A 17,069-nucleotide genomic window follows, 5' to 3' on the forward strand; every position below is an offset into this window, starting at 1 on the left:
TTACACTGTAAATCATCAACATTTTTTATTCATTACACATGAACCAACATCGTGACAAATGTTTCATTGTTGGCAATGTGGACGGGAGTCAATATGGACAGCAGTAAACGGCAATTTCTCCAGCAGCTCGGCGTCCTGACCGCTGGCGCCTCGCTGGTTCCGCTGGCTGAAGCGAAATTTCCTTTTTCGCCGGAGCGGCATGAAGGCTCTCCCCGACACCGCTACGCTATGCTTATCGACCTGCGGCGTTGTATCGGCTGTCAGTCCTGTACCGTAAGTTGCACTATTGAAAACCAAACGCCGCAGGGCGCATTTCGTACGACGGTGAACCAATACCAGGTTCAGCGTGAAGGTAGTCAGGAAGTCACGAATGTGCTATTGCCGCGTCTGTGCAACCATTGCGATAACCCCCCCTGTGTGCCGGTCTGCCCGGTACAAGCCACCTTTCAGCGGGAAGACGGCATTGTGGTGGTGGATAACAAACGCTGCGTCGGCTGCGCCTATTGTGTCCAGGCGTGTCCTTACGACGCCCGATTTATCAATCATGAAACGCAAACTGCCGATAAATGCACGTTTTGCGTCCATCGTCTGGAAGCCGGACTGTTACCCGCTTGCGTAGAGTCCTGCGTCGGCGGCGCGCGTATTATTGGCGATATCAAAGATCCCCATAGCCGCATCGCCACCATGCTTCATCAACATCGCGACGCTATCAAGGTATTAAAGCCGGAAAACGGCACCTCGCCCCATGTTTTCTACCTGGGTCTGGACGACGCCTTTGTCACCCCATTACTGGGCCGTGCGCAGCCCGCGCTTTGGCAGGAGGTCTGAATGACGCATTCACTCATCATTGAAGAAGTGCTGGCTCACCCGCAGGACATTAGCTGGCTGCCGTGGGCGGTACAATATTTCTTTTTTATTGGCATTGCCGCCTGCGCCGCACTGTTTGCCTGTTATCTTCACTGGCGGAAAAAAGACGCCGCAACAGAAGAAAATCGGGCATTACTGATTGCCATTACCTGTGCGATTACCGCACCGCTGGCGCTGACGGCGGATCTGCACCAGACCGCCCGCGTCTGGCATTTCTATGCCTGGCCGACGCCCTGGTCGTGGATGCCCTGGGGAGCGTTATTCCTGCCGCTGTTTACCGGATTTCTCGCTCTGTGGTTCCTGGCGCAGCAAATAAAACGATTATTCAATAAAAGTTACAACGTCACCAAATGGTTGGCGTTAGCCAGCGCGCTTTGCGCGGTGGGCCTGTTGGTTTATACCGGCCGCGAAGTCTCCGTTGTGCTGGCGCGCCCAATCTGGTTTAGCTATGCCTTCCCCGTGGCGATGTTTCTTAGCGCCTTACAGGCGTTCTTCGCGCTGATGATTGTCGCCGCCCGACGCGACTCGGTAAGGCTGCCAAAAATATTGTGGGGACAAATCTGGACGCTGGCGGCGCTGGGACTGGTGGTGGCCATGTGGGTCAGCGGCGATACGCTTTCCGGCACGGCAATCCGTCAGTGGATTTCCGTCGCCCTGTCAGCCAAATATTACGCTGTCGGCTGGCTAGCGCTGTGGGTATTCACGCTGCTGTTCTGTAGCCTGGCGCTACGTCATCCGTTATCGCAGCTAAGACGCGTTCTGCTGGCTCTGAGCGCGCTGGCGCTATGTTGGCTGATGCGCTGGACATTGTTGATTCAGGTACAAACCGTCCCCAAGTTCAACGCGCAATTTAACCCTTACTCGTTACCAGGCGGAACGGATGGCTGGCTGGCTATTCTCGGCACCTTCGGCCTGTGGATAGCGCTACTGATTATTATTCGTGAAACGCTGAACGGACTCACCAGGAGATTACAACATGGCTAATTTAACCCGTCGTCAGTGGCTAAAAGTCGGTCTCGCCGTCGGTGGGATGGTCACTTTTGGTCTGAGCTACCGTGATGTGGCGAAACGCGCAATTGATGGCCTGTTAAACGGGACATCCGGCAAGGTAACGCGCGACCGCATCTTTGGCAATGCGTTAATTCCGGAGGCGCAGGCGCAAACGCACTGGCAGCAAAATCCACAACAAACCATCGCCATGACGCAATGCTTCGGCTGTTGGACACAGTGCGGTATCCGCGCCCGGGTTAATGCCGATGGCAAAGTGATACGCATCGCCGGCAATCCCTATCACCCCTTGTCGCAGGAACACCCGATTGACTCGTCCGTCCCTTTTAGCGAAGCCATGGAGCAACTGGCGGGAGAAAGCGGTCTTGACGCCCGCTCAACCGCCTGCGCGCGCGGCGCCACGCTGCTGGAAAGCCTGTACAGTCCGCTACGACTGCTTGAACCGATGAAACGCGTGGGTAAACGCGGCGAAGGGAAATGGCAGCGCATCAGCTTTGAGCAGCTTATTGAAGAAGTCGTGGAAGGCGGCGATCTGTTTGGCGAGGGTCATGTGGACGGACTGCGCGCGATTCATGCGCCGGATACGCCAATTGACGCAAAGCACCCCAGTTTCGGGCCCAAAACCAATCAGTTACTGGTCACGAATACCAGCGACGAAGGCCGCGATGCGTTTCTGCGTCGTTTTGCGCTAAATAGCTTCGGCAGCAAAAATTTCGGCGCGCATGGCGCCTACTGTGGACTGGCTTACCGGGCCGGCTCCGGGGCGCTGATGGGCGATCTGGATAAAAACCCGCATGTCAAACCCGACTGGGAAAACGTGGAGTTTGCGCTCTTTATGGGCACCTCCCCGGCACAGTCCGGTAATCCGTTTAAACGCCAGGCGCGTCAGTTAGCGAGCGCCCGGCTGCGTGAGAATTTTCAATACGTCGTGGTCGCCCCCGCCCTGCCCTTATCAACGGTGCTCGCCGATCCTCGCGGTCGCTGGCAACCGGTCATGCCCGGCAGCGATTCGGCGCTGGCAATGGGGATGATCCGCTGGATCATGGATAATCAACGTTATAATGCTGATTATCTGGCGATTCCCGGCGTACAGGCGATGCAGCAGGCCGGCGAGCAAAGTTGGACCAACGCCACGCACCTGGTCATTGCGGATGAACTGCCGACGCTTGCCGGACAACACCTGACGCTACGCCATCTTACGCCCGATGGCGAAGAGACCCCCGTCGTACTTAATACCGACGGCGAGTTGGTCGATGCCTCCACTTGCCGACAGGCACGGCTTTTCGTGACGCAGTACGTTACGCTCGCCGACGGCCAACGGGTCACGGTGAAGAGCGGGTTGCAACGCCTGAAAGAGGCGGCAGAAAAGCTCTCGTTGGCGCAATACAGCGAACAGTGCGGCGTGCCGGAAGCGCAAATTATCGCGCTGGCGGAAACCTTTACCGGTCACGGACGTAAAGCCGCGGTCATCAGTCACGGCGGCATGATGGCCGGCAATGGGTTTTATAACGCCTGGTCGGTCATGATGCTTAACGCGCTGATCGGCAACCTCAGCTTGTCCGGCGGCGTCTTTGTCGGCGGCGGCAAATTCAACGGCGTTAGCGACGGCCCCCGCTACAACATGAACAGTTTTGCCGGAAAAGTGAAACCGTCCGGATTAAGTATTGCCCGTAGCAAAACCGCTTATGAAGCATCGGAAGAATACCGCGACAAAATTGCCGGCGGGCAATCCCCTTATCCAGCCAAAGCGCCGTGGTATCCCTTTGTGGCAGGCCAGCTTACCGAACTGTTGACCTCCGCGCTCGAAGGCTATCCTTATCCGCTTAAAGCCTGGATTTCCAATATGAGCAACCCGTTTTACGGTATTCCCGGTCTACGCGCCGTGGCGGAAGAAAAGCTAAAAGACCCTCGCCGACTGCCGCTCTTTATCGCGATTGACGCCTTTATGAATGAAACGACGGCGCTGGCGGATTACATTGTGCCGGATACGCACAATTTTGAGAGCTGGGGCTTTACGGCGCCCTGGGGCGGCGTAGCCAGTAAAGCCACTACCGCCCGCTGGCCGGTTGTCGCCCCCGCCACTCACCGAACGGCGGACGGGCAACCTGTCTCAATGGAAGCCTTTTGTATTGCGGTAGCAAAACGGCTCCATCTGCCCGGCTTCGGCGACCGGGCGATAACCGATCCGCAGGGCAATGCTTTTCCACTGAACCGGGCGGAAGACTTCTATCTGCGCGTAGCCGCTAATATCGCCTTTATGGGCAAGACGCCGGTCGCGCCGGCAAATCAGGAAGATATTACACTTACCGGCGTCAGCCGCATTCTGCCAGCAATTCAGCACACGCTTAAAGCTGATGAGGTCGGTCGCGTGGCGTTTATCTACTCGCGTGGCGGCCGGTTTGCGCCCGAGGATAGCGGCTATACGGAGCAACGGTTAGGTAACGCGTGGAAAAAACCCTTACAGATCTGGAATGCAGATGTCGCCGCCCACCGTCACGCCATCACCGGGGAGCGCTTCAGCGGTTGCCCGGTCTGGTATCCGGCGCGTTTGTCAGATGGTCGTGCGATTGACGACCAGTTTCCCATTGGGCAATGGCCGCTGAAACTGATTTCATTTAAATCAAATACCATGTCCAGCTCAACAGCCGTCATCCCGCGCTTACACCATGTGAAGCCAGCAAACCTGGTGGCGCTGAATCCGCAAGACGGCGAGCGTTATGGACTGCAACATGGCGATCGGGTACGGATCATTACGCCGGGCGGTCAGGTCGTGGCGCAAATCAGTTTGTTAAATGGCGTGATGCCAGGCGTCATCGCCATCGAACACGGATATGGCCACCGCGAGATGGGCGCAACGCAGCACTCCCTGGATGGCGTGCCTATGCCGTATGATCCACAAATCAGGGCAGGCATAAATCTTAACGATCTGGGCTTTGCCGATCCGACAAGAACCATTACCAATACCTGGCTCGACTGGGTTTCTGGCGCGGCGGTACGTCAGGGGCTGCCGGCAAAAATCGAGCGTATATAACCCCAGGGCCGGAGAGCGATATCGTCTTATTTCGTCGAGGGTAGCGACTGATAAGCGAACGCTGTCCGGCTGCATATACTCACTGAATCGTGCAAGCCCAACTATTTTACGTTCACCCCGTCATATTACATAGAAAATATATGACAACACTCACAAAACTATTTTCCCCTTCTGTAAGCAATTAATATTTAACACATTGGCTGCGCTTCTGATTATTGACATTCATTTGGGGTTACTTCCGGTTGACCGCATAATCTGTGATTGAATTCACCGCATGACAACATTGCCATAAATACAATTCAACTCACTACCCGGAGGCAATATGTTTAAAGAAGAAAGACGTCATGCCATCATTAATTTACTGATAAAGGATAATAGTGTTAGCGTCAGTAAACTTTCAGACCTTTATAAGGTTAGCCAGGAGACTATTCGTTCCGATCTACGCTATTTCCAGAAATCAGGTATGCTTCAGCGTTGCTATGGCGGAGGGATTTTAAACCGTGACGCGCTGAGTAAGCTTATCACTGAAAATAAGATTGATATCTCCAGCACTATCGCCACGCCAATCCATCAGGATGCAAAACTGCGCCGGGAAAACACAAAAAAAACAGGCAAGGTGTGTGTTTTAGGCTCATTCAATATTGATGTTTCAGCAACCGTGCCGTGGTTTCCACAAAGCGGAGAATCCATTCTGGCCAGTCAATTTGGATTCTATCCTGGCGGTAAAGGAGCCAACCAGGCTTTAGCGGCAAATAATGCCGGCGCTGCGGCACATTTTATTTTTAAAGTGGGCAAAGATCAGTTCAGCGCATTTGCTATGAATCATATTATTCAATCAGGCATCACCTCATACAGCGCGTATCGAACAGATAAAGCGCCCACCGGTAGCGCATTGATCTATGTCTCCGCCGTGGATGGCGATAATATTATCGCCATCTACCCTGGCGCCAATATGATGCTCACCACGCAAGAGATTAACGAGCAACACCGTTATATCGCCGAGTCTGACGTTATGTTAATGCAGCTCGAAACGAACATTGAAGCGTTGACTGAATTTATTCGCCTGGGAAAACAAGGAAATAAAATGATCATGCTGAATCCTGCCCCCTATACGAAACAGGTGACGCATTTATTATCTGATATTGACATCATCACGCCGAATGAAACTGAAGCCTCTTTTTTATCCGGCGTAACCATTACTGATATTAATGATGCGAAAAAAGCCGGAAATATTATTCTGCAATCCGGGGTGAAAAAAGTCATCATTACCCTTGGCGCCCGTGGTTCTCTGCTCTGTGAGCACGCCCGCACATTGTATATTCCTGCGTGGAGCGCCGTGGTAAAAGATGCCGCCGGGGCCGGTGACGCTTTTAATGGCGCCTTAGCCGCCGCGCTGGCGCGACAAGCAGACATGGTCGCAGCCATTCAATATGCCTCCGCTTTCGCTTCTCTGGCGGTGGAACAAGTCGGTGCGTCGAGTATGCCTCAGCACTTGCAGGTTTTACATCGAATGCGTACCCAATCTAATAAAGTCATTCACATTAATTAACAGGTGACATAATGAAAATTTTATTTATTGGCGAATCCTGGCACATTCATATGATTCACTCTAAAGGTTTTGATAGCTTTACATCGAGCAAATATGAAGAAGGCGCAGACTATTTATTATCCTGCTTACGCCAGAGTAATATCGATGTGGACTACATGCCTGCCCATATTGTGCAAACTCGTTTTCCACAAACCGCCGAAGCATTAGCCTGCTATGATGCGATCGTCATCAGTGATATCGGTAGCAATACGTTCCTGCTACAAAACAGAACGTTTTATAATATGGACATTATTCCTGATGCATTACAACTTATCGCCGATTATGTTGCTGAGGGCGGCGGTCTGTTGATGATCGGCGGGTATTTATCCTTTACGGGAATAGAAGCAAAAGCCAATTATAAAAATACGGTTCTGGCGGAGGTATTGCCGGTTGATATGCTGGATGTAGATGACCGCGTAGAACTACCGCAAGGATGTAAAGCAGTAAATACTGCGGTAGAACATGTTATTACCCAGCCATTTAGCGAATGGCCGCCGCTATTGGGCTATAACAAGCTTATCGCCAAAGAAAATAGTCAGGTCCTTGCTGAAATTAATGGCGATCCACTGTTAGTTATGGGTACTTACCATAAAGGGAAAGTATGTTGCTTTGCCAGTGATTGTTCGCCGCACTGGGGAAGCCCGCAGTTTCTGCAATGGGAACATTACGCCACCTTCTGGTGTAATCTTTTACACACAATAAAAAAATAATATTACCCAGGCGAATATAAATTTCGCCTGCCCTGCCACACACTGAGTCATTAAGAATATGAATGATACTTATCTCTATGGCGAAATGTTTTCTGAAAACATATTGACAAGCTATCGGATTTATGGAGACAGAAAATCATTACTCACGCCGCTCATTATCCTTCACGGCGGCCCTTCTGGCGGCTTTGATTATTTATTAAATTATCGCCATCTGGCTGATGACGGGCGCATGGTAATATTTTACGATCAATATGGCTGCGGTCGTTCAACGCATTTTCCTCATGCCGACGCGTCTTTCTGGACTATTGCGCGTTATCTCCGTCAATTAACCCAATTAATTCATCACCTGGGTATTGGGCACGGGTATTCGATACTGGGACATTCCTGGGGCGGAATGCTTGCCGCAGAGCACGCCTGCTTACAGCCTGCCGGGCTTCGCGGGACGATACTGGCCAGTTCGCCGGCCAGTATCGCCCTGTGGCAACAGGAAGCCATACGGCTCTTTAACGCTCTGACGCCAATGTCCGATGACGATATCAAAAACGTCATTATGCCCGCCGTCATTTATCAAAACCCACCGGAACAGCTGGTCGCTTATTATGCCAGACACGTTTATACCCTCGCGGAAGAAGCCGTTCATGTTCAGCGATCTAATGCGCAGTTCGCCGCCGACCCTACGGGTTATCACATTTTATGGGGAACCAATGAACTGGCGGCAAATGGCAAACTTGCCGACTGGAATATTACGCCCCATTTGTGCCAGATACGCTGTCCTGTTCTGGTACTGCGCGGCGAAAACGATCAGGCAACCGAGCGCGTCGTCTCTCCGCTGCTCTCTCACATTTCAGACTGCCGCGCGGTCACTATTCCCGGCAGCAGCCATAACCCGCATGAAGAAAATATCGCGCCCTGCCTCGCAGCGGTAAGCGCGTTTTTACGCGATCTGGCATAAAAAGCCATTAAGGTATTTATCATGAAAAAAGTCAAAAAATTGTCTCTTACCGATTTAGTGCTTTATGGTCTGGTGTTTATGGTGCCTATCGCGCCAGTCTCTCTTTATGGCGTCGTTTATAATCTTTCGCACGGTATGGTTGCGCTGGTTTATATTATTGGCGCGATCGCGATGTTTTTTACCGCGTACAGCTACTCTACCTTATCGCAGCATATCTCCTCGTCGGGTTCGGCCTATGCGTATGCTGGCGTATGCATTAATCCCGCCGTAGGGTTTCTGACCGGATGGATATTACTGCTGGATTATCTTTTGTTCCCTACGCTCGTAGCTGTGCTGGGCGGTGTCGCGGTCCACGCTATTTTACCGCAAATCCCTGTCTGGGTCTGGCCGTTGATTTATGTGGCTATTGGCACCGGAGTCAACTATCTCGGGATACAGCAAACGGCGAAATTCGATAAGTTACTGGTCTTTATTCAACTCGGTATTCTGGCGATTTTCGTGCTACTCATTGTCCGTCTGATGATGCTGGACAGTAGTCAGATAACGCTTTCCTTCCGGCCTTTTTTCAATTCACAGTGGTTCACTCCTGGGCTCATCGCGACGGCGATTTCGGTGGCGGCGCTGAACTTTCTCGGCTTTGACGCTATCAGTACATTAAGTGAAGAAAGCGAAGGCGGGGGACGCGCCGTCAGTAAAGCAACGCTGTTGGCGTTAGTTTTGGCGACGGTACTGTTTATTATCGTTGTGGCGTTTGCGGCGTTCGCCACCGGTAATGTCGACCGCTTCGCGGAAGGTAATGCGACGAATGAAGCATTTTTCACCATTGCCGGCAACGTTGGCGGTATCTGGCTCAAAGTGGCGTTTTCCATCATTGTGGCGTTTGTGTGCGCCGTCGGCAACATTATTACCGCGCAAACGGCGGTGTCCAGAGTGCTATTTTCAATGGGGCGCGACCGAATGTTGCCCGCCTTCCTCGCTCACGTCCATACCACGCGTAAAACGCCGGATTATGCCATTCTGTTTACCGGCGGCGTCACCCTGCTGCTCAGCTACCTGTTTTCCGGCAAGATTGAATCTATCTCCACGCTGGTGAACTTTGGCGCGCTTTTCGCTTTTTTTGTCGTGAACCTATGTGTGTTTATCCTGTTCAATTTCCGGATGAAAGCCCAGCGGCGCATTTTCGCCCATGTCATTTCGCCGATCATGGGGATGATCGTCATCGGCTACGTCTGTTTAAACATGAACATTCACGCTCTGATACTCGGAATTAGCTGGGCGGCGATCGGGATAGCGATACTGTGCTACCGAAAAGCACACAACCAAAACATCGCCATCGACCTGGAAGGCAAAAAGTTGCTCGATTGACATTATGCGCAACAACACCCGCTGTTGCGCAACGCCGCCCCTGTTCGGGCGGCGTCATCGCCAGCGACATCGTAAACAGCGTAATAACAAACCGTTGTGGATCTGCACAGATGTCTTTTGAAACAGGGTTTTCATTTTCCTTTTTTGTAAATTTCAGCGTATAATGCGCGCCAATTGTCTCTTGAATGGTTTCAGCGCATTGGACTGTAAAACTCAACGACTAAAATTATCCCCTTCCCGTTGGGCTGAAACGCGAGCACACATTCCTCTGCACGCTCTTTCGATGTCACCTATCCTTAGAGCGAGGCATCATCACTTTAGCAACACAGGCTTAGCTTCCGGGCCGTGCGCGCCCGAAGCCAGATTTCCATATCCTCCTCAACTTAAAGACTAAGACTGTCATGAAAAAGACGAAAATTGTTTGTACTATCGGTCCGAAAACCGAATCCGAAGAGATGTTAAGCAAAATGCTGGACGCGGGCATGAACGTGATGCGTCTGAACTTCTCTCATGGCGATTATGCAGAACACGGTCAGCGTATCCAGAACTTGCGCAACGTGATGAGCAAAACTGGTAAAAAAGCCGCTATTCTGCTTGATACTAAAGGACCAGAAATCCGCACCATTAAACTGGAAGGCGGTAACGACGTTTCGCTGAAAGCGGGTCAAACCTTCACTTTTACCACCGACAAATCCGTGGTCGGTAATAATGAAATCGTTGCCGTCACCTATGAAGGCTTCACCAGCGACCTGAGCGTTGGCAACACCGTCCTGGTTGACGATGGTCTGATCGGTATGGAAGTGACCGCCATCGAAGGCAATAAAGTAATTTGTAAGGTGCTGAACAACGGCGATCTGGGCGAGAACAAAGGCGTTAACCTGCCGGGCGTTTCTATTGCTCTGCCGGCGCTGGCTGAAAAAGACAAACAGGACCTGATCTTCGGTTGCGAACAGGGCGTTGACTTTGTTGCAGCGTCCTTTATCCGTAAACGTTCTGACGTTGTCGAAATTCGCGAGCATCTGAAAGCCCACGGCGGCGAAAACATCCAGATTATCTCTAAGATCGAAAACCAGGAAGGCCTGAACAACTTCGATGAAATTCTCGAAGCTTCCGACGGCATCATGGTTGCGCGTGGCGACCTGGGCGTAGAAATCCCGGTTGAAGAAGTGATTTTTGCGCAGAAAATGATGATCGAAAAATGTATCCGCGCACGTAAAGTCGTGATCACCGCGACTCAGATGCTGGATTCTATGATCAAAAACCCGCGTCCGACCCGTGCAGAAGCAGGCGACGTTGCGAACGCCATCCTCGACGGTACGGATGCGGTTATGCTGTCCGGCGAATCCGCAAAAGGGAAATACCCGCTGGAAGCCGTTTCTATCATGGCGACCATCTGCGAACGTACCGACCGTGTCATGAACAGCCGTCTGGACTACAACAACGACAGCCGTAAACTGCGCATTACGGAAGCGGTATGCCGCGGTGCGGTAGAAACCGCCGAAAAACTGGAAGCGCCGCTGATCGTGGTAGCGACCCAGGGCGGTAAATCCGCTCGCGCCGTGCGTAAATACTTCCCGGACGCCACCATCCTGGCATTGACCACCAATGAAGTGACCGCCCGTCAGTTAGTACTGAGCAAAGGCGTGGTATCGCAGCTGGTGAAAGAAATCAATTCTACTGATGATTTCTACCGTCTGGGCAAAGATGTCGCCCTGCAAAGCGGCCTCGCCCAGAAAGGCGACGTCGTAGTGATGGTCTCCGGCGCGCTGGTTCCAAGCGGCACCACTAACACCGCCTCTGTTCACGTACTGTAATAATTGTTGTGTGAATTAATTTGTTTAAAAAAGCGCCCTTCCGGCGCTTTTTTTATTTAATCGATAGCCACTATTAATAAAAAAATCAAATCGGATTTTACTATCTAATTGCGGATTATCTAAGAAGAATCCGATGGAAGCCCCCTGTTTTCTTTCGGTTTTTTAGGGACTTTCATGCATTTCGATGCTTCTTTGAGCGAACGATCAAAAATAAGTGCATTCCCATCAAAAAAATATTCTCAACATAAAAAAGTTTGTGTAATACTTGTAACGCTACATGGAGATTAACTCAATCTAGAGGGTATTAATAATGAATCGTACTAAACTGGTACTGGGCGCGGTAATCCTGGGTTCTACTCTGCTGGCTGGTTGCTCCAGCAACGCTAAAATCGATCAGCTGTCTTCTGACGTTCAGACTCTGAACGCTAAAGTTGACCAGCTGAGCAACGACGTGAACGCAATGCGTTCCGACGTTCAGGCTGCTAAAGACGACGCAGCTCGCGCTAACCAGCGTCTGGACAACCAGGCTACTAAATACCGTAAGTAATAGTACCTGCGTAATAAAAATGGCGCACGATGTGCGCCATTTTTTTTACATATATAACCACACAAAATATAATGTTATTATTATGAACCGTACTAACAGGCTGATCTTAGGTGCAGTAGTTCTGGGTTCCACGTTACTGGCAGGTTGTTCAAGCAACGCTAAAATCGATCAGTTGTCTTCCGATGTACAGACGCTGAGCGCTAAAGTTGAGCAACTGAGTAATGACGTAAATGCAATGCGTTCCGACGTTCAGGCTGCTAAAGACGATGCTGCTCGCGCGAACCAGCGTCTGGACAACAAAGTATCCCACATCTGTAAATAATTTGACGCACAATATAAAATGGCGCACATCGTGCGCCATTTTTTGTCCGTCGTTTGCTGCGAAGGCTACTGCGTCGCGCGCGTTTGCCCCTCTTCCCCGACAAAACCGTTCTGAGCGGATTCGACTGCGGTCGTATTTACCGCTGGCGTCTGCCCGGCGCTCACACTGACAGGATACCCGGCTCGCCGGTATAGCGCCTTATCGACCAGGCGACTATCCACCCCTTGCGCGTTTCTGAACGCGGTAAATTCCGCAGGCAACACGTAGGGCATCGTCTGCACGTTTTGCTCTTCTTCCGGCGATAGCGGCCTGTGTACCTCTACATAACGAATGCCATTCGGCTCGACAGAGAATTTCACCGGCTGGTTAATCACTTTTACCGGCGTCCCCGTTCTGACCTGCGCAAATAACGCTTTGATGTCCGGCGCGTTCATGCGAATGCAACCGGAACTCACGCGCAGACCCACGCTATCCGGCGCGCTGGTACCATGAATGAGATATTCCCCATTACCGTGCGCCAGACGCAGCGCATAGCGTCCCAGCGGGTTATTTGGCCCGGCAGGGATCACCGGCGGCAGCGTGATCCCCCGCTCAAGCGAACGTTGGCGTATGCCCGCCGTCGGCGTCCACGTCGGGTTGGGGATCTTTTGCCCTATCCGGGTGTCCATGACGGGAGTTTCCAGTCCCTGCAAACCGATGCCGATGGGATACACCTGAACGCGGTTTTCTCCCGGCGGGTAATAATACAGCCGTAGCTCCGCGAGGTTGACGATAACGCCTTCCCTGGGCGCATCCGGCAATAGCATCTGCGAGGGAATGGTAATTAGCGTACCGGGCTTAGGCACCGGCGCAATCGTATTGTTCGCTTCAAGAATGAGCATCGCCGCCGTATCAAAACGCCGGGCGATAGCCTGCAGGTTTTTATCACCTTCCTGTACGGTATAGGTTTGATTCTGACCAATAAGACGGCTGCCTTCGGGCGGTAATGGATAATCAACCGCCCAGGCTGCCTGTAACGCGCTATACGCGCCGATAATAGCTAGAGTAATGAAAGACGCACGTTTCATACCAAACCTCCTGTATTCCTGGTGATGTCCTCTGCGACGGCTGATAGCGCTTCGCTTATCAGAACAACAAAATACACGCTCTGTCCCATCTGGATAAAGCGACGCCGCCGTCCGACAAAGGATTTGACATCAGGTAGAACGCTGTCTGTACAGTTTAGCTAAGAGTGGCGGCCTTAGCGCGAATTGCGCGAATCATTGCTTCCAGCCCCTGAGAACGAGAAGGCGTGAGGTGCTGTGTAAGCGCCATTTTTTCGAACCATGGCCGGACATCAAAATGCACAATATCCTGCGCCGTCATTTGGTGGTACAAAATAAATACCACCGCCATAAGGCCTTTAACGATCGCCGCGTCGCTGTCGCCCTGCAATTCGATAATGCCGTTGGCGTTTCGCCGCATCACTATCCACACCTGGCTCTGACAGCCATGAATCGTATTTTGCGGATTGCGATCCTGCGGATTTAACTCCGCCAGGCGCTGCCCCAACTCAATAATATATAAATATTTCTCTTCCCAATTAGCGCAACGCGTAAAGTTACGCAGCAATTTTTCTTTATCCGGTAGCGCAGCCATAAAACCTCACTGTTATCCCAATAAGCGGTGGATACGCGTTAATCCTACCACCAGTCGGTCCACTTCTTCATGGGTGTTATACATCGCCAGCGAAGCCCGGCACATTGCCGGCACGCCATACCAGGCCATGAGCGGCATCGCGCAGTGATGCCCCGTTCGTACCGCGATGCCGTAATTATCAAGAAAGCTGCCGACGTCATAAGCATGGTGTTTACCCAGATTAAACGCGATGACGCCCAACCGCTGCGCCGGACCATACAGCGTGATATCAGGCACCTGCGCCAGTTGCTCCAGCGCATAGCGCATCAGCATCTGCTCATAATCGCCAATCTTATCCAGTCCCAGCGACGTCACATAGTCAATTGCCGCGCCCAAACCGATGATGCCGCCAGTATTCGGCGTTCCCGCCTCAAAACGCCAGGGCGCTTTCGCCCATGTCGTTCCCTGCGTCAGGCTGACGGTCGAAATCATCGACCCGCCCCCTTCCCACGGCGGCATTTCTTGCAGCAACACCTCTTTAACATACAGAATGCCGATGCCGGTCGGCCCGTAAAGTTTATGGCCGGAGAAAACGTAAAAATCGCAGTCCAGCGCCTGGACGTCAACAGCATGATGCATCACGGCCTGGGCGCCATCCACCAGCACTTTCGCCCCATGCTGGCGCGCCAGCGCAATCATGTCCGGCAGCGGGTTTTCCGTCCCCAGCACATTGGAAACATGGGTAATGGCCAGCAGTCGAGTCCGGTCATCGAACAGCGCAGCTAAGGTCTCCAGCCGCAGCGTACCGTCAGGATGCAACGGGATCACGCGCAGTTCAGCGCCTTTGCGCTCACACAGCATCTGCCAGGGAACGATATTGGCATGATGCTCCATCTCGCTGATGATAATGTTATCCCCGGCGCGAATATTTTCCGTTCCCCAACTGTTGGCGACAAGGTTAATGCCCTCCGTCGTACCGCGGACGAACACCAGTTCTTCTGCGGAGCGGGCGTTAATAAACCGCGACGCTTGCTTACGCACATTCTCCATGCTTTCGGTCGCCTGTGCGCTTAACGTATGGATACCTCGATGTACCGCAGCATAGCCGTGACGGTAGAAGGCAGATTCAGCGTCAATCACCTGATTGGGTTTTTGAGCGCTGGCTGCGCTGTCCAGGTAAGCCAGCGGCAGGCCGTTAACTTCACGCTGCAGTATGGGAAAATCCGCCCGTACTTTTTCTACAGGAAATGTCATACCAGGCCTCCGGGCAGTCGCTGGCCGATTCGCGCCAGCACCTGCTGTTTAAGGGCGCTATCATGGATAGCTTCCGTTAACTCTGCGGCAAACGCGTAAAGAATCATGTGCCGCGCCTCCTGCTGCCTGATGCCGCGTGATTGCAGATAAAACATCTGCTCATCGTCAATACGCCCGATCGTCGCGCCGTGGCTGCACTTCACGTCATCGGCATAGATCTCTAATTGCGGTTTGGTATCGACTTCAGCCAGTTTCCCCAACAACAGGTTATTATTGGTCATCTGGCCGTCGGTTTTAATGGCGTGTTGCGCCACGTTAATCAGGCCATTAAAGACCGCGCGTCCTTTGTCGCTGACGATGGTCTTGTGCAACTGGCGGCTGTTACAGTAACCTTTGTTATGTTCCAGCCATGTCCGCGTATCGCAGACTTCATTTTTCACCGGCATCGCCAGACTATTCAGTCGAAGCGTCGCGTTTTCGCCATTCAGTTGTGAGCTGCTGTGGTGACGTAGTACTGCGGCGCCCAGCAGAAAACTGTGGCTAAACGCCGAGGCGTCTGTCGCCAGCAGAAGATCGTTATGCGCAAAGTGATAACTGGACGCATTTTCAAACGCCAGTTTGATATGACGCAGTTGCGCATTGTCTGCAACGTTCATCGTCAGACGCGCGCCGGTAAAATGTTTTGCCGCTGTAAGGCTGACATAATGCTCAATAACCGTCGCTTCCGCGCCTTCCGCCAGCGCCAGATGGTGGCGATAATGCGCGGTATTCAGCTCGTCGCTATCCACGCCCTGCGTGATATGCATTAACAGTAGCGGCCTGGTCGGACGCTGATTTCGCCGTACCTGTATATACGTGACACATTGCGCCAGGCTTTCCGTCAGATGCAGAAAAACCTCGGGATGTACCGGCGCGGCAAGCGTCTGGCGCTCATCCCTGACGCTAACGTCAAATCCGCTGTTTTGCGTGCTATCACTGAGCTCTGGCATAAACCGACCATCGACAAACACCAGCCGCACGGCATCGATTTGCAGCGCCAGCGCATCACGCTGTGCGGCGCTGATAGTCGCACACTGCTGGATAAACTGGCTATGGGTTAAGCCCTCCAGCGGCGTGTATTTCCAGTCTTCATGTTTACGCGTCGGCAATCCCAGACGTAACATCTGTTGTAAATGTTGTCTTGCCTGCTCAGTTCGACTTACTCCTTTTTCTTCAAAGAGATGCTGCCATTGCTGTAGCGCTTTACTGCTGTTCGGTAAGCCAGCCATAACCCTGCTCCTCCAGTTGTTTGACCAGAGTAAAATCGCCGGATCGGACAATTCGCCCCTGGTAGAGGACATGGACGTAATCAGGCTTGATGTAGTCCAGTATGCGCTGATAGTGGGTCACGATAATAAAAGCGCGTTTATCGTCGCGTAACGCGTTGACGCCTTCCGCCACAATTTTCAACGCATCGATATCCAGTCCGGAGTCCGACTCATCAAGGATGCACAGTTCCGGCTCCAGCACCGCCATTTGCAAAATATCATTGCGCTTTTTCTCCCCGCCGGAAAAACCGACGTTTACCGAACGGGTCAGCAAATCTTCCGGCATTTTCAGCAATGCGATCTTTTCTTCCATCAGATCCTGAAAATCAAAGCGATCCAACGACGTCTGCCCGCGGTAGGCGCGCACGGCATTCAGCGCGGTTTGCAGGAAAAACTGGTTACTGACGCCGGGGATTTCTACCGGGTACTGGAAGGCCATAAAAATCCCTTCGCCCGCCCGTTCCTCCGGCGACAGTTCAAGCAGATCTTTACCTTTGAACGTAACCGAGCCGCCGGTGACCTCGTAATCTTCACGTCCCGCCAGGGTGGCGGAGAGCGTGCTTTTCCCGGAACCGTTCGGCCCCATAATGGCGTGAACTTCGCCGGGGCGAATCTCCAGATTCAGGCCACGCAAAATCGCTTTTTCTTCCACACTGACCTGTAAATCTTTAATGCTTAACATGGGTT

The 17,069-nt window shown here is 52.3% G+C and carries 15 protein-coding genes; 10 read left to right on the top strand and 5 right to left on the bottom strand.

The window, feature by feature from the left end:
* Positions 1-93: 93 nt before the first annotated feature.
* The 10 genes from ttrB (at position 94) to LDB27_RS11935 (ending at position 12,204) form a co-directional block, all read left to right on the top strand.
* Complete coding sequence (ttrB, locus tag LDB27_RS11890) at positions 94-828, top strand: tetrathionate reductase subunit TtrB (RefSeq protein ID WP_001531132.1); 735 nt, start codon at positions 94-96, stop codon at positions 826-828.
* On the top strand, positions 829-1,851 hold the full coding sequence (ttrC, locus tag LDB27_RS11895) for a tetrathionate reductase subunit TtrC (protein WP_000149771.1): 1,023 nt from the start codon (positions 829-831) through the stop codon (positions 1,849-1,851).
* Positions 1,844-4,906: a tetrathionate reductase subunit TtrA gene (gene ttrA, locus LDB27_RS11900; protein WP_000002368.1), complete on the top strand. Its 3,063-nt coding sequence runs from the start codon at positions 1,844-1,846 to the stop codon at positions 4,904-4,906. Before ttrC ends, ttrA begins: the two co-directional genes overlap by 8 nt.
* Before the next feature lie 322 nt (positions 4,907-5,228).
* Positions 5,229-6,455: a PfkB family carbohydrate kinase gene (locus LDB27_RS11905; RefSeq protein ID WP_000471824.1), complete on the top strand. Its 1,227-nt coding sequence runs from the start codon at positions 5,229-5,231 to the stop codon at positions 6,453-6,455.
* Positions 6,456-6,466: 11 nt separating this feature from the next.
* Entirely contained in the window at positions 6,467-7,204 is a 738-nt protein-coding gene (locus LDB27_RS11910; protein WP_000697194.1) for a glutamine amidotransferase, read from the top strand.
* A 58-nt stretch (positions 7,205-7,262) separates the two neighbouring features.
* Complete coding sequence (locus LDB27_RS11915; RefSeq protein WP_001000500.1) at positions 7,263-8,156, top strand: proline iminopeptidase-family hydrolase; 894 nt, start codon at positions 7,263-7,265, stop codon at positions 8,154-8,156.
* A gap of 21 nt (positions 8,157-8,177) precedes the next feature.
* Positions 8,178-9,521, top strand: coding sequence for an APC family permease (locus tag LDB27_RS11920; protein ID WP_000756094.1), 1,344 nt, complete (start codon positions 8,178-8,180; stop codon positions 9,519-9,521).
* A gap of 401 nt (positions 9,522-9,922) precedes the next feature.
* Positions 9,923-11,335 (top strand): pyruvate kinase PykF, encoded by a 1,413-nt coding sequence (pykF, locus tag LDB27_RS11925; protein ID WP_000751447.1) that lies wholly within the window; start codon positions 9,923-9,925, stop codon positions 11,333-11,335.
* Positions 11,336-11,645: 310 nt separating this feature from the next.
* Entirely contained in the window at positions 11,646-11,882 is a 237-nt protein-coding gene (lpp, locus tag LDB27_RS11930) for a murein lipoprotein Lpp (protein ID WP_001082307.1), read from the top strand.
* A gap of 82 nt (positions 11,883-11,964) precedes the next feature.
* Entirely contained in the window at positions 11,965-12,204 is a 240-nt protein-coding gene (locus LDB27_RS11935) for a major outer membrane lipoprotein (RefSeq protein ID WP_001531125.1), read from the top strand.
* 65 nt (positions 12,205-12,269) lie between these two features.
* On the opposite strand, the gene ldtE is transcribed toward LDB27_RS11935, so the two are convergent.
* The 5 genes from ldtE to sufC all read right to left on the bottom strand — a co-directional run bounded on the left by ldtE (position 12,270) and on the right by sufC (position 17,064).
* Positions 12,270-13,271: a L,D-transpeptidase LdtE gene (gene ldtE / locus LDB27_RS11940; RefSeq protein ID WP_000817051.1), complete on the bottom strand. Its 1,002-nt coding sequence runs from the start codon at positions 13,269-13,271 to the stop codon at positions 12,270-12,272.
* 154 nt (positions 13,272-13,425) lie between these two features.
* Positions 13,426-13,842 (bottom strand): cysteine desulfuration protein SufE, encoded by a 417-nt coding sequence (gene sufE / locus LDB27_RS11945; protein ID WP_000729470.1) that lies wholly within the window; start codon positions 13,840-13,842, stop codon positions 13,426-13,428.
* A 12-nt stretch (positions 13,843-13,854) separates the two neighbouring features.
* A complete protein-coding gene (gene sufS / locus LDB27_RS11950) occupies positions 13,855-15,075 on the bottom strand; it encodes a cysteine desulfurase SufS (protein WP_000143864.1) in 1,221 nt (406 codons plus the stop codon).
* Complete coding sequence (gene sufD, locus LDB27_RS11955; RefSeq protein ID WP_001527739.1) at positions 15,072-16,343, bottom strand: Fe-S cluster assembly protein SufD; 1,272 nt, start codon at positions 16,341-16,343, stop codon at positions 15,072-15,074. Before sufD ends, sufS begins: the two co-directional genes overlap by 4 nt.
* Positions 16,318-17,064: a Fe-S cluster assembly ATPase SufC gene (gene sufC / locus LDB27_RS11960; protein ID WP_000948904.1), complete on the bottom strand. Its 747-nt coding sequence runs from the start codon at positions 17,062-17,064 to the stop codon at positions 16,318-16,320. Before sufC ends, sufD begins: the two co-directional genes overlap by 26 nt.
* Positions 17,065-17,069 lie beyond the last annotated feature (5 nt).

Origin of the sequence: Salmonella sp. JXY0409-18 (assembly GCF_020268625.1) — a bacterium.
GTDB classification, from domain to species: Bacteria; Pseudomonadota; Gammaproteobacteria; order Enterobacterales; family Enterobacteriaceae; genus Salmonella; species Salmonella enterica.